This window comes from Flavobacterium aciduliphilum, assembly GCF_003268855.1.
GTDB classification, from domain to species: domain Bacteria; phylum Bacteroidota; class Bacteroidia; order Flavobacteriales; family Flavobacteriaceae; genus Flavobacterium; species Flavobacterium aciduliphilum.
Genome location: NZ_QLSZ01000010.1, coordinates 76,205 through 89,971 on the forward strand (window position 1 = coordinate 76,205; position 13,767 = coordinate 89,971).

Consider the following 13,767-nt stretch of genomic DNA (forward strand, 5'->3'; position numbering starts at 1 on the left):
AATGTCAGCTTTTTAATTGTTTCATAATCATTACTATGGGACTGTAAAAACCTACAATCTTTTTTCAAAAATATAACAAAATCAGGAGTAATTATCTTAAAAGCTTAATATAAAAGCATTGGAAGAACTTATAAAAACTCAATTCCCTTTTTTTAAATAAATAACGAATCAAAAAAGTATTGGAAATCATTTATAAACATTATTTCCTCATTCTCGAAATTGTATTTACCAAAAACGACTGAAATGCACGAAAATTAGCATCCCAAAAGAAGGATATCTACTGGTTTATCTAATTACAATATACCCAATTCTATCATACACGATTTCATTAATCCATACGTGCGTTCGATATCGTTGTCTAATCCAATAGAAAAACGAATCAATCCATCTGTCAAGCCCATTTCGATTTGTTCTTCCAACGGAATTTCAGACGACGTGGAAGTACCTGGTGCACTAAACAAGGTTTTGTAAAATCCTAAACTCACGGCTAGATAACCCAAATTGCGGTGTTGCATCAATTCCATCAATGCATTGGCTCGGTCGAGGGTACCTACATCTAGTGTCAGCATGCCTCCAAAACCGTATTCTTTATTAAGCATTTTAGAATATACCGCATGACTAGGGTGGCTTTCCAATCCGGGATACACGACTTTCAATCCGTCTTTTTCAAATTGAGTTGCCAAATATAATGCATTATGACTGTGTTGCTTCATTCTGATGTGTAGGGTTCGTAAATTTTTCAAGATACTCGACGCACGCAAACTATCCATCGTAGCCCCAAAAAGCATCATGGCGCCATTGTTTACATTTTTTAGATCGTTAATGAATTCTTGTGACGCACAAACCACGCCTCCCACTGTATCGCTACTTCCGTTGATGAACTTGGTCAAACTGTGAATCACCACATCGGCACCTAACTTAGCTGGTGCAACAGACAAAGGCGAAAACGTATTATCTACAACCAGTTTTAAGTTGTATTTGCGCGCCAAATTGGCCAAACCTTCAATGTCAGCTACTTCTAGTAGCGGATTGCTCACCGTTTCACAATACAATACTTTGGTTTGAGCATTGATAGCAGCCTCTACTACCTCTAATTTGGTGATATCAACAAAATGAGTTTTGATGCCCCAATTAGGCAACATATTTTTCATAAAAGCATACGTACCTCCGTAAATAGTTCGGCTCGACACAATCTCATCGCCCGCATGGCATAATTGCATTATAACTGAAGTAATGGCTCCCATGCCCGAAGCGGCTACATTAGCACTCTCTGTACCTTCCATGGCTGCTAACGCCTGACTCAGATACAAATTCATAGGAGAGGAGTGACGCGAATACAAATAGCATCCTTCAGCATTTCCTTCAAAGGTATCAAACATAGTTTTTGCCGAAAGAAAGGTATAGGTAGATGAATCTGAAATTGAAGGGTTAACGCCTCCAAATTCGCCAAAATATTGTAAATCTTGAATTTTATCTGCGGGATGAAATGGTTCCATAAAAAGTTGTTTTTAATTTATTAGTCAAAATTCATAAAACACTTTAGTATTTTCAATAGATTGAATAAAATTTAGAAAAAAATAGATTATTTTATTATTTAATTAGAATAAAAATCTAAATATTTTCTATTTTTACCTCATAAACAAACAATTTTAAAGTATGATTATGGATTCCACCGATAAAAAACTTCTCGAATTGCTTCAAAAAGATGCCAAAATGACTACAAAAGCTTTGGCATTAACATTAAATTTGTCTGTTACCGCTGTTTATGAACGTATTAAGAAATTAGAACGAGAAGGAATCATTACGAAGTATGTTGCCTTGTTAAATAGAAATACCATTCAAAAAGGATTTGTAGTGTTTTGCCACATCAAACTCATTCAACATGCCAAAGAATATCTTACCACATTTGAAAGGGAAGTGGGCAAACTTACAGAGGTTTTGGAATGTTTCCATGTGAGTGGGGACTATGATTATATTCTAAAAATATGTGTGAAAGATATGGAAGCCTATCGCGAATTTATGGTAACCAAACTCACTACATTACAGCACATTGGGAGTACTCACAGCACTTTTATGATAGGTGAAGTTAAAAATTCGACCGCTTTTGTGCTTTAACGATAAAAAAAATTCGCCACCGAAGTCTTGTTTTGAGGCATAGTTCAAGTGGCGAATGGGATTTTTATATAAAAAGTTCTTATAATTTTCCTTTTCTTCTGTCTCGTTCTGTTTTTAATAAATTCAATTCTCTACTGGTTTGACCTGCGACAGAAGTGTTTTCTTCAGCACGACGAATCAAGTAAGGCATCACATCGCGAACAGGACCAAAAGGTAAATACTTCGCCACATTGTATCCATGAGAAGCCAAGTTGTAACTGATGTTATCACTCATACCATACAATTGTCCAAACCAGATTCGGGAATCATTGATGGCGATTGAGTTTGCTTGAAGCATTTCCATCAATTTATAAGAACTTTCTTCGTTGTGGGTCCCTGCAAAGATGGCCATTTTGTCTAGGTGTTGCATCATATAGTCAACTGCAGCGTTATAATTGTCGTCGGTTGCTTGTTTGGAAGCACAAATAGGCGTAGGATAGCCTTTTTCTTTAGCACGTTCGTGTTCTTTTTCCATGTAGGCTCCACGTACCAATTTCATTCCGATGTAGAACCCATCTGTTTTGGCTCTTTCGTGTAAGGCTTTAAGGTAGTCTAATCGGTCCCAACGGTACATTTGTAACGTGTTGAAAATAACCACTTTTTCGCGGTTGTATTGACGCATCATGCTTTCTACTAAATCATCGGCGGCGTCTTGCATCCAACTTTCTTCGGCATCAATCAATAAAGCGACGTCTTTGTCGTGTGCTGTTTTACACACGATTTCGAAACGCTCTTTCACTTTAGTCCATTCTGCTTGTTCTTCTGCTGTTAGGATTTGTTTTTCTCCTACTTTAGTATATAAATCCAAACGCCCTAAGCCGGTTGGCTTAAATACTGCAAAAGGAATGGCTTGACGTTCTTTGGCAAATTCAATAGTTTTTAACGTCATTTCTAAAGCAGCATCAAATTGCGTTTCCTCTTCTTTGCCTTCTACAGAATAGTCTAAGACCGACGATACGCCTTTGGTGTACATTTTATCTACTACCGACAAACAATCCATTTCGTTGACTCCGCCACAAAAATGATCAAATACCGTAGCGCGAATCAATCCCTCTACGGGTAAATGGGCTTTGATGGCAAAATTGGTAACGGCTGTCCCAATTCGAACTAAAGGCTCGCTGGCAATCATTTTAAAAAGAAAATACGCTCTATCGAGTTCGGTGTCGCTTTTAAGTGCAAAAGCCACTTCAGTATTGTTGAATATTTTATCCATGTCAAAATTTATTAACTATGCAAATATAGTTAGAGTTAGATAATATTTTTTATGATTTTTTGCTAAAAAAGCCATTTATTTTAGCGTAATAATAATAAGGGTGATTTTTTTGTAGTATCCTATGCTAGTGCGCGCGTTATGCTCGTACCTATTAAGATTTTAGAAATAAAGATTACTACTTTCTTTTTCATCTTTTAAATTTGTTCTTGGTAGAAAAAATTATCGCTAACAAGATTATTCCATGGCACGAATGTGAAACTTGCACTAGCAAAGAGAGAATCATATCGTTTTTATTTTATTTTATTTTATTTTGATTGTTTTTATTAGTTCTTCGAATTCTTTTGTACAATCATCTTTCTCTAGTCCATCAATAAAATTAAAACATAAATAGTATTTCCCAATTGGAATAAAATAATTTAGACTTTTTATTTTTAAAATTTCTCCATCTTTAGTTTTCATTGAATATTTACAGCGATATTCCATTCCTTTTCTATTTGATAATTGTATTTCTTTGGGTTCAATAATATATTCAAAATCGTCTAAGTATTTTTTTAATCCTTTAGAGCTTTCCTTTTGAAAGGTTTTAAAATCTTCAAAATTTTTAGTTTGATTGATTCTAACATTTATTGTTATCGTAGGAATCAAACCAATATGATTATTTATATCATATTTATAAAAACTAGCTAATACAATCATTCCTTTATTAGCTTTTATTAGTTCAGCTGTCACTTCATTTGAAAAATCAAGTTTTTCTAAATTTTTTAAAAGTAATTGATTATCAGATACATTCCAATTTGTTGGATTTTGCATTGAAATTCCAAATTGTTTGTTTTCAAAAAAGGTTTGTCCAATAGAATTTATTGAACATAAAATAAATAATAAAAGTAAAATTCTTTTCATACTATAATTTTTAATCAATTATATTTTTTGTCGTGTACTAAAAAAATATTTTTAAAATTGTTAGTTGCAAAATAGTTGCTACTATTAAAGGCTGTTAATTTTTGAACTTGTTGGGATTAATCACATGTTTTTGCAAGATTCTAGCGCCTTCTTTTTTTACGTTTTCTTGTTTTCTATAACTCCATACTTTCTCACTAGCATATTTACGTGTTTCTTCAATGTCAACAATAGGAAACGGATAGTCTTTACCGATTTCGCAATGATAAAATTGTTGTTCAATGGGATTTAATTTCCAAGGTTCATGGATTAATGGGGCGGGAATTTGTGCCAATTCGGGAATCCATTTTTTTATAAACGTACCATCTGGGTCGTGATCTTCAGAATTCTTTATAGGATTATAAATTCGAATGGTATTGATGCCTGTGGTACCCGATTGCATTTGTAATTGTGGATAATGAATTCCGGGCTCATAATCTAAAAACTGACGAGCTAGAAAATGGAGATCGCGCCAATCTTGCCACAAATTAAAAACGAAGAACGATACAATCATAGCCCGCATTCTGAAATTGAGATACCCTGTAGCCACGACACACCGCATGCATGCATCAACAATAGGAACACCCGTTTTTCCTTCTTGCCAAGTTTTGATGTATGCTTCGTTCTTGGGCTTGACCAGACTTTCATACGCTCGATTTATGTGTTCAAACTCCATGCGACATTCGTCTTCAAATTTCTGAATGAAATGACAATGCCAATGCAAACGAGAAATAAAATTGGCCAAAGCTCTCTTGTTTTTTGAGGTTTGATAATGTGGCATCGTATATTGATACACCATACGCATACTGATGTTTCCGTAGGTCAAATAGGGTGACAGCCGACTGCAACTTTTTCTACTCAAACTAGGTTTGGAGATGTGGGAGCTGTAGTTTACATAGCGCTGTTTTACAAAACTGTCCAAATAGCGCCAAGCCCAATATTCACCACCTGGTTGAAAGTTTTCATTAGGTGTGGTGATTTCTTTTGCCAACTTTTTTCCCATCCATTTTGTGTAAAAATCGATGTCTAATGATTCCAATTTCAAGACCTTTAAATCTATCATTCTTGGAGTTTCTCGCATTACACGTTCCCATCGTTTGTCCCAATCACCTCTTGATTTTAATTTACGAATCACACCGTGCATTTGCGATTGTTTCCAAACAATTTGATGGTCGTCAAAAAAAGTTTGTATGGCAATATCTCGGTCAAAAGTCAATTGGTTCCCAATTTCTTGATGCGAATAGACTTTTTTGATTGTATAATTTTGTACTAAGGCTTCAAATACGGTCGCAACCTCATTGTGAAAATAATACAATTGAGACCCCACTGCTGCTAGTTTCTGTTGCATTTCTTGAATGGATTGATATATAAAGCGCCAATGTCTTACATCAGCATCAACATAGGACATGACTGAAGGTTCAAAGAAATAGAGCAGCAGCACAGGAATACCGTCTTGTTGCGCCAAATAAAGAGGCTCGTGATCTACAAAACGCAAATCCCGCTTGAACCAGACGATATTGATTTCTTTTGAGTTCAATCTTTGAGCAGTGAGGTAATTTCTTTATCAGGTTTCGCATAACTCAGGCGATCCAATTGTATTGTTCTATGGTAACTGTCCAATCCGGAGCAAGTGAGGGTATTGGCTTTCTCTAAATTGATAAACCCATCTTTTTCAAGACATGTTTCTGGGATGTATATTTGGATAATTTCTCCAATCAATAAGGTGGTATGGTTGATTGTAATATCGATTTTCTCTCGGAATTGTATACCAAATTTCAAATGACTTTCAGCAACGTAAGGAGCACTAAAATCATCCAGATAGGTAGGTGTTAGTCCAGTCATTTCAAACTCAGAAATTCCTTTCTCATATCGTGCAGATGTTTGATGGGCTTGTCTATAGATGGATTCGTTGATGTGGTTAATCGTGTACCTCCCCGTAGCTAATATGTTACTATAGGTATCCCGTTCGGGCGGCGTGGGACGAAAGACAAGTCCAACCAAAGGTGGATTCGCCCCAATGTGAAATAGCGAACTGAAAATAGCAACGTTTGGTTTTAGTTTTTGACATGAAGTGCCCACAAGAACCACACTTTTAAAACCACCTAAACTGTTGATTACATGCACTCGTTCTTGTTTATCCATTTCGGATAATTCTTTAGACGTTATATGTCGTGTCATCTGATTTATTGTTCAATGAGTATCCATTTTTTATCACTATTCAAACGAAAGGTACCAAGATGTTCTTTATTCCACTCTTGTGGCGCAATTAAAGACAAAAAGTTTTTTCCATTGATTCCTTTATACAAATGGTATATTTCTCCCACCACAGGCTCAAATTGAAATGTTGCATTGTATACCATTTCATTATATTGGTATTCTTTCATGAGGTTTTCATATTGATTTTTTAACTCTAGGAATTTGCTTTCCATCTCTTTGTTCACCTTATGAATACCTATGTTTTTCCACGACACGATATCATCGGTTTTAATCACTGGAGCACCTACATGAGTAGGGTAGGGTGTAATGTTAGCGTGGTATCCCATTTCGTCTGAGTAGACCACATTATCTGGTTTTTTGGGTTTCATGGGAATGTTTTAAAGGGTTTGATAACTTAACACAATTTGTTTTTTCAAAGGTTTCACTTTCTAATTTTTGTACGTTTTAATTAAATTTATGAACAATAAAAACAGTCTTATTTTTTTGTTTAACATTGTTAAAATATAATTAAACAAAAGTACATGATTATGGGTATATATGTCAAGGGAAAGACTTTAAATTTTGAAGTCTTGAGATTTTCCTGATTTTTATCTGTATTTTTGCCCTAAACAAACACATTCATGAGAGCACTTGCGGCCAATGGCTACACGATTTATTTCAACGAAACGGGGTATGAGGCACTTCATTCCCTAATTCAAGGAAATACTTATTCCAGTATTTTTGTTTTAGTTGATGAGCATACCAACGAGTATTGTTTACCTCAATTTTTGGGTCAAATAGCCACAGAAACTCGTATTGAAATTATCGAAATAGAAGCTGGTGAAGACACAAAAACCATCGCTACTTGCATGGAAATTTGGTCTATTTTATCCGATTTAGGGGCAGATAGAAAAAGTTTGATGATTTCTTTAGGGGGCGGAGTAGTGACCGATATTGGCGGATTTGTGGCAGCGACCTACAAACGCGGGATTGATTTTATTAATGTCCCAACTAGTTTATTAGGCATGGTGGATGCTGCTATTGGCGGGAAAAATGGTGTTGATTTAGGAAGTTTGAAAAACCAAATTGGCCTCGTATCTGTCCCAAAAATAGTTATTATCGATTCTACTTTTCTTGAAACATTGTCTCCGCGTGAAATGCGATCGGGATTGGCTGAGATGTTAAAACATGGCTTGATTTACGATAAAAAATATTGGGAACAATTTTTAGATTTAAAAACTCTAGATATGTCCGATTTTGATTCGTTGCTGTATCGCTCTATTGAAATAAAAAATGAGATTGTGTTACAAGACCCCAAAGAACACAGTATTCGAAAAGCTTTAAATTTTGGGCATACGTTAGGACATGCCATTGAAAGTCATTTTTTAACATCTTCATTTCCGTTAGTACACGGTGAGGCAGTGGCTATTGGAATGCAACTAGAAAGTTTTATTTCTATGAAAAAAGGGAGTCTTTCTTCTGAAGAGTATTATCAAATTAAATACGTCTTGACCAACCTGTATGAGGTGCGTGCCTTTACTCACAATGATATACAATCTGTATTGGATTTATTGATTCATGACAAAAAAAATGAATACGGAAAAGTACAATTTGTATTGTTGCAAGGAATAGGTGCGACAGCAATAAATCAAATCGTTGAAAATGAATTGATTGAAGCGGCTTTTGAAGATTATTTTTTTCAATAAAAATTTCAAAAAAATCTTGCAAATCGCTTATAATATTTTATAAATTTGCCCTGATGATAAAAAATAACTTTTCTAACAAACAGCGTGCTTTTACACTTAAAACAAGTAGTGGTTTTCAAGTGTTATGCGTAGCTTTTTTAACATCTGTGCGAACTATTCTTGGGTTGTTTTTAGAATTGTTTAAAACCGAAACACCAAAATTACCCATAATTTATGCGAACATTAGAGTTTGAAAAATGATATTATTTAGTTTTTTAAATTATTCATTTTTTCAAATTTTTAAAGCATGAACACAAAATATTACGATCTCATCAATCAAACCTTTTACTTTCCTCAAGAAGGATTTTCTTTGAATAAAGATTCGCTTCAATTTCACAACATTGATTTGATGCATTTAGTAGAACAATATGGAACCCCCTTAAAATTTACTTATTTGCCACAAATATCAACCAACATTAATAAAGCTAAAGGTTGGTTTCGAAAAGCAATGGACAAACTGAACTATGATGGTAAATATTATTATTGTTATTGTACCAAAAGTTCGCATTTCGAATTCATCATGAACGAGGCGTTCAAAAACAAGATTCATATTGAAACTTCTTCGGCATTTGATATCAATATAGTAGAAAATTTATTAGAATCGGGTAAAATCAATAAGAATACCTATGTGGTTTGTAACGGTTTCAAACGAGACGAGTATATTGAAAATATTGCTCGATTGATTAATAACGGACATAAAAACACCATTCCTGTTATAGATAATTTTGAAGAACTTGATTTGCTGCAAGACAGCATTAAAGGAAAATTTAAAATTGGGATTCGAATTGCTGCAGAGGAAGAACCAAAATTTGAGTTTTACACCTCTCGTTTGGGTATCGGATATAAAGATATTGTGCCCTTTTACAGAAAACAAATCCAAGAAAATAAAAAAGTAGAGTTGAAAATGCTACACTTTTTTATCAATACGGGGATTCGTGATACGGCTTACTATTGGAACGAGTTATTAAAATGTATGAAAGTATACATTGCTTTGAAAAAAGAGTGCCCTACCTTAGATAGTTTAAACATTGGGGGTGGTTTTCCTATTAAAAATTCCTTGGCTTTTGAATACGACTATCAATATATGGTAGAAGAAATTCTAAATCAAATTAAAATAGCTTGTGACGATGCGGAAGTTCCCGTACCCAATATTTTCACTGAGTTTGGTTCCTTTACCGTAGGAGAATCAGGCGGCGCGATTTATCAAGTATTGTATCAGAAAAAACAAAACGATAGAGAAAATTGGAACATGATTGATTCTTCTTTCATTACTACGTTACCCGATACTTGGGCCATCAACAAGCGATTTGTCATGCTGGCAGTAAACCGTTGGAATGATACCTATGAACGTGTGCTTTTAGGTGGTATGACGTGTGATAGCGATGATTATTACAATTCTGAACAACACATGAATGCGGTGTATTTACCCAAATATAACAAAGAGAAACCTTTATATATAGGTTTTTTTAATACAGGCGCTTATCAAGAAACCATAGGTGGATTCGGAGGATTACACCATTGTCTTATTCCGCAACCTAAACATATTCTTATTGATAGAGATGAGAATGGGATACTAGCTACAGAAGTGTTTTCAGAACAGCAAACCTCTGAGGACGTGTTGAGTATATTAGGATACAATAAAAAGTAAAAATTTATTTGACAGTATACAAAAAAGTTTTTTCTTTGGTTTAAAAAAAAATAATATAAATATTACATATTCAAATGAGTAAAGGACCTATAAGTCAGTTTATTGAGAAAAATTACTTGCATTTTAATTCGGCAGCTTTAGTAGATGCAGCAAAAGGTTATGAGCAGCATTTATTAGAAAACGGTAAAATGATGATTACTTTGGCTGGGGCCATGAGTACTGCCGAGTTGGGAAAATCGTTAGCTGAAATGATTCGTCAAGATAAAGTTCATATTATTTCCTGTACGGGAGCTAATCTTGAAGAAGATATTATGAATTTGGTGGCCCATAATTCCTATAAAAGAGTACCAAATTACAGAGATTTGTCTCCACAAGAGGAATGGGATTTATTGGAAAACCACTATAATAGAGTTACTGACACCTGTATTCCTGAAGAAGAGGCTTTTAGAAGATTACAATCTCATTTATATGATATTTGGAACAAAGCGGATAAATCTAACGAACGTTATTTTCCACACGAATTTATGTATCAAATGTTAAATTCTGGAGTTTTGGAACAATATTATGAAATTGATCCTAAAGATTCTTGGATGATAGCTGCAGCAGAGAAAAATTTACCAATTGTTGTGCCTGGTTGGGAGGACAGTACGATGGGTAATATTTTTGCTTCCTATTGTATTAAAGGAGAATTTAAACCTACTACAATGAAAAGTGGGATTGAATACATGATGTGGCTAGCCGATTGGTACCCGAAAAATTCAGGAGGAAAAGGAGTTGGTTTCTTTCAAATTGGTGGAGGTATAGCGGGAGACTTTCCAATTTGTGTGGTACCGATGTTGTATCAAGATATGGAAATGCACGATGTTCCTTTCTGGAGTTATTTTTGTCAAATATCTGATTCCACAACAAGTTATGGGTCTTATTCAGGAGCAGTTCCTAATGAAAAAATCACTTGGGGAAAATTGGATATTCACACGCCAAAATTTATCATAGAATCAGATGCAACCATAGTGGCCCCTTTAATTTTTGCTTATTTACTTGATTTATAATAGCCTGTTTTATGAAAAGAATTATTGTTGATTATGCCAAGCTCACGAGCGATATTTTAAATTTATTAGTTGAAAAATTTCCAGATGGATATGATGATACAGATATTATTCGCTTTCGAAATGCTCATAACGAATTAGTAGAAGCTGTAGAAGTTCGTACAGAAGATACCATCTATTTGGTTAAAGTAAGTACTAAATTAGCGAGTAGAATGGAAAAATTTGAAGATGATGAGGATCTTGATGCGGTAATCGAACCTATTGCTCCAGTAAAAGGTATTGATTTAGATGATGATGATTTACCAAGCGAAGAAGAAGAAGATGATCATTATAACGACAAGAATGACTTAGATGATGAGGATGATGAAGATTCAGATTCAAGTCCTTCTGACAATTTTGATGATGCCGATGATGAAGAGTAGTATTCTATTATTCAATAATAGAATTATTTCTTTTGATTCTTCATTTCTTTTTCTATCATATCGTAGAATTCGTCAATTTTAGGGAGCACAACAATACGAGTTCGTCTGTTTATCGCTCTGTTTTCTGCCGTATTGTTATCGACTAAAGGAATGTATTCACTTCTTCCAGCTGCTATGAGTTGGGCAGGTTTTACTCCAAGTTCTTTAGTTAATACACGAATAATAGCCGTCGAACGTTTCACACTCAAATCCCAATTGTCAAGTAAGATTGCATTTCTTGTAAAAGGAACATTATCGGTATGACCTTCCACCATACACTCAAAAGTAGGCTTGTCGTTGATTACTTTGGCTACTTTAGCTAATACTTCTTTTGCCTTATCACTTACGACATAACTACCACTTTTAAAAAGTAATTTATCGGAAATCGAAATAAAAACAACACCCTTATCTACATTGACTTCAATGTCTGGATCAGCTACTCCAACAGAGCCTTTTAGGCTTGTTACCAAAGCTAATGTAACGCTATCTTTTTTGGTTAAAGCATCTTGTAAACGTGCAATTTTGAGGTCTTTTTCTTTTAAGCTTTCCAGTGATTTTTCTAAGTTTTGAGCTCCTTTTGTAGTAAGTACAGTCAACTCTTTTGAACTGTTAATAAGATCAGTATTATTTTGTTTAAGATATTCGTTTTGTTTTGAAAGCGCCTCTTTTTCAGACAAACACATGTTTAATTTTACTGTTGTTGAATTCAGTAAATCTTGACATTCTTTATTCTTTTGTTCTAATTCGGCAATTTTCTTTTTGGAACCACAAGAACTGAGTGTAAGTGCAGCTAGCGAAAGTATAAAAACGGTTTTTTTCATGTTGTATTTTTTTTATTATACAAAAGTATAATTTCTTAAGATTTGATTAAAATAAAAGGTTGTAAAATATTGTTAATTTTGTTCAAAAACCTTACTACCTTTAATATAGTATTGAAATAGAATGCTTTTGGATTTAAAATAATCAGGTTTTTGTATGGCAGTTCTTTTTTTTAAGGTCTTTAAAAACAACTTATAAAAATCGAAATGCGCCCTAATAATGGCTCCACAATGCTTAGGATTACCCGAGAATAAAAACGTAAGCCCTGCAATACCGTCTAAGCATAATCGACTGAAAATAATAGGAGCTATTTTGTTTTTTGGTAAATTTTTGAGAAGCATCAGTAATGAATTTCTGAAATTTAGAAAGGTCTTATGAGGATTCGCTTTGCTTAGAGTAGCTCCTCCAACGTGATACACTTTGGATTGGTTACAAAATTTTATAGCATAACCTGAATTCCGAGCACGCCAACACAAATCTATTTCTTCTTGGTGAGCGAAAAAATCATCATCAAATCCATTTAGTTCTCTGAACACAGCTTTTCGAATAAAAAAACAAGCTCCTGATGCCCAAAAAAGATCTATATTATTATCATATTGCCCGAAATCTTCCTCAAGCGTTTCAAAAATTCGCCCTCTACAATAGGGGTAGCCAAATTGATCTATAAATCCGCCAGCGGCTCCAGCATATTCAAAATAATTTTTGTCTTTGAAATCTAATAATTTAGGTTGAATAATAGCAGTATTGGGTTCGTTTTCAAAAATAGAAAGAATAGGAGTTAGCCAATTTTCGGTTACTTCGACATCAGAATTTACTAAAACATAATAGGGTTCCTCAACATTTTGTAGCGCTACATTATAGCCTTTAGCAAATCCAAAATTTCCCGAATTAGAGATGATTTTAACACTCGGGAATTTGTTTTTTAAAAGTGTTAGGGATTGGTCAGTCGAATTATTATCAGCCACATAAACTGTAGCTTCTGTAGAAAAGGCTAGGAGTGTAGGTAAAAATTGTTCAAGGAGTTGTTCGCCATTCCAATTTAAAATGACCACAGCTATTTTTTTTAATGACATAAAGTATTGTATTCGGGCAATTCGTGTAAAAAAATGTATTGTTCCTGCTCAAAATTCATTTTACAAAAGTAATGATTTAAACCATTGGTAACCATTAAATACTTGGCTTGAGCTACAAGATTGTATTGTGCAATTTGATCAAATGTTTTTTGAGAAATTGGAACTGAAGGCGCTTTACATTCTATTAATAATTCTATCGCTCCATTTGTTTGAAAAACAACAACATCGTATCTTTTATTTAAACCATTAATCTTAATAAGTTTTTCAACATTGATCAATGCTTTTGGATATTTTTTTTCGTTAATTAAGTATTGAATAACATGCTGTCTTACCCATTCCTCTGGTGTGAGAAGAATAAATTTTTTACGAATTTCATCAAAGATAGCAATTTTATTTTCACTATTTTTGAAGCGAAATGTATAGGTCGGAAAATGGAGCTTTTGCATAGCACAAAGATACTTTTTTTGTATAAAATA

14 protein-coding genes are annotated in these 13,767 nt (G+C 34.0%); 5 read left to right on the forward strand and 9 right to left on the reverse strand.

Annotated elements, in window-relative coordinates:
• Nucleotides 1-293: 293 nt before the first annotated feature.
• The gene (locus tag CLV55_RS10700; protein WP_112113792.1) at nt 294-1,496 is read right to left on the reverse strand and encodes an aminotransferase class I/II-fold pyridoxal phosphate-dependent enzyme; all 1,203 of its coding nucleotides are present in this window, start codon (nt 1,494-1,496) and stop codon (nt 294-296) included.
• A 160-nt stretch (nt 1,497-1,656) separates the two neighbouring features.
• On the opposite strand from CLV55_RS10700, the gene CLV55_RS10705 reads away from it, so the two are divergent.
• Entirely contained in the window at nt 1,657-2,115 is a 459-nt protein-coding gene (locus CLV55_RS10705) for an Lrp/AsnC family transcriptional regulator (RefSeq protein WP_112113793.1), read from the forward strand.
• A gap of 79 nt (nt 2,116-2,194) precedes the next feature.
• Here the strand turns inward: CLV55_RS10705 and CLV55_RS10710 are convergent, their stop codons facing one another.
• The 5 genes from CLV55_RS10710 to CLV55_RS10730 all read right to left on the reverse strand — a co-directional run bounded on the left by CLV55_RS10710 (nt 2,195) and on the right by CLV55_RS10730 (nt 6,888).
• Nucleotides 2,195-3,367: a proline dehydrogenase family protein gene (locus tag CLV55_RS10710; RefSeq protein WP_112113794.1), complete on the reverse strand. Its 1,173-nt coding sequence runs from the start codon at nt 3,365-3,367 to the stop codon at nt 2,195-2,197.
• A gap of 300 nt (nt 3,368-3,667) precedes the next feature.
• The gene (locus tag CLV55_RS10715) at nt 3,668-4,267 is read right to left on the reverse strand and encodes a hypothetical protein (RefSeq protein ID WP_146739565.1); all 600 of its coding nucleotides are present in this window, start codon (nt 4,265-4,267) and stop codon (nt 3,668-3,670) included.
• 94 nt (nt 4,268-4,361) lie between these two features.
• Complete coding sequence (locus tag CLV55_RS10720) at nt 4,362-5,840, reverse strand: cryptochrome/deoxyribodipyrimidine photo-lyase family protein (RefSeq protein WP_112113796.1); 1,479 nt, start codon at nt 5,838-5,840, stop codon at nt 4,362-4,364.
• Complete coding sequence (locus tag CLV55_RS10725) at nt 5,837-6,481, reverse strand: flavin reductase family protein (RefSeq protein ID WP_112113797.1); 645 nt, start codon at nt 6,479-6,481, stop codon at nt 5,837-5,839. The genes CLV55_RS10720 and CLV55_RS10725 overlap by 4 nt, the downstream gene beginning before the upstream one ends.
• 5 nt (nt 6,482-6,486) lie before the next feature.
• Nucleotides 6,487-6,888 carry a DUF2452 domain-containing protein gene (locus tag CLV55_RS10730; RefSeq protein ID WP_112113798.1) on the reverse strand — a complete coding sequence of 134 codons (402 nt, stop codon included), beginning with the start codon at nt 6,886-6,888 and terminating at the stop codon, nt 6,487-6,489.
• 252 nt (nt 6,889-7,140) lie between these two features.
• Here CLV55_RS10730 and aroB point away from each other — a divergent pair, with 252 nt between their 5' ends.
• The 4 genes from aroB to CLV55_RS10755 all read left to right on the forward strand — a co-directional run bounded on the left by aroB (nt 7,141) and on the right by CLV55_RS10755 (nt 11,360).
• The gene (gene aroB / locus CLV55_RS10735; protein WP_112113799.1) at nt 7,141-8,205 is read left to right on the forward strand and encodes a 3-dehydroquinate synthase; all 1,065 of its coding nucleotides are present in this window, start codon (nt 7,141-7,143) and stop codon (nt 8,203-8,205) included.
• 286 nt (nt 8,206-8,491) lie between these two features.
• The gene (locus tag CLV55_RS10745; RefSeq protein WP_112113801.1) at nt 8,492-9,892 is read left to right on the forward strand and encodes an arginine decarboxylase; all 1,401 of its coding nucleotides are present in this window, start codon (nt 8,492-8,494) and stop codon (nt 9,890-9,892) included.
• Nucleotides 9,893-9,966: 74 nt separating this feature from the next.
• The gene (locus CLV55_RS10750) at nt 9,967-10,941 is read left to right on the forward strand and encodes a deoxyhypusine synthase family protein (protein ID WP_112113802.1); all 975 of its coding nucleotides are present in this window, start codon (nt 9,967-9,969) and stop codon (nt 10,939-10,941) included.
• Nucleotides 10,942-10,952: 11 nt separating this feature from the next.
• On the forward strand, nt 10,953-11,360 hold the full coding sequence (locus CLV55_RS10755; protein ID WP_112113803.1) for a DNA primase: 408 nt from the start codon (nt 10,953-10,955) through the stop codon (nt 11,358-11,360).
• A 23-nt stretch (nt 11,361-11,383) separates the two neighbouring features.
• On the opposite strand, the gene CLV55_RS10760 is transcribed toward CLV55_RS10755, so the two are convergent.
• The 3 genes from CLV55_RS10760 to CLV55_RS10770 all read right to left on the reverse strand — a co-directional run bounded on the left by CLV55_RS10760 (nt 11,384) and on the right by CLV55_RS10770 (nt 13,737).
• Entirely contained in the window at nt 11,384-12,220 is an 837-nt protein-coding gene (locus CLV55_RS10760; protein WP_112113804.1) for an OmpA/MotB family protein, read from the reverse strand.
• Nucleotides 12,221-12,292: 72 nt separating this feature from the next.
• Entirely contained in the window at nt 12,293-13,291 is a 999-nt protein-coding gene (locus CLV55_RS10765; RefSeq protein ID WP_112113805.1) for a glycosyltransferase family 2 protein, read from the reverse strand.
• Nucleotides 13,282-13,737 carry a type I restriction enzyme HsdR N-terminal domain-containing protein gene (locus CLV55_RS10770; protein ID WP_112113806.1) on the reverse strand — a complete coding sequence of 152 codons (456 nt, stop codon included), beginning with the start codon at nt 13,735-13,737 and terminating at the stop codon, nt 13,282-13,284. Before CLV55_RS10770 ends, CLV55_RS10765 begins: the two co-directional genes overlap by 10 nt.
• Nucleotides 13,738-13,767 lie beyond the last annotated feature (30 nt).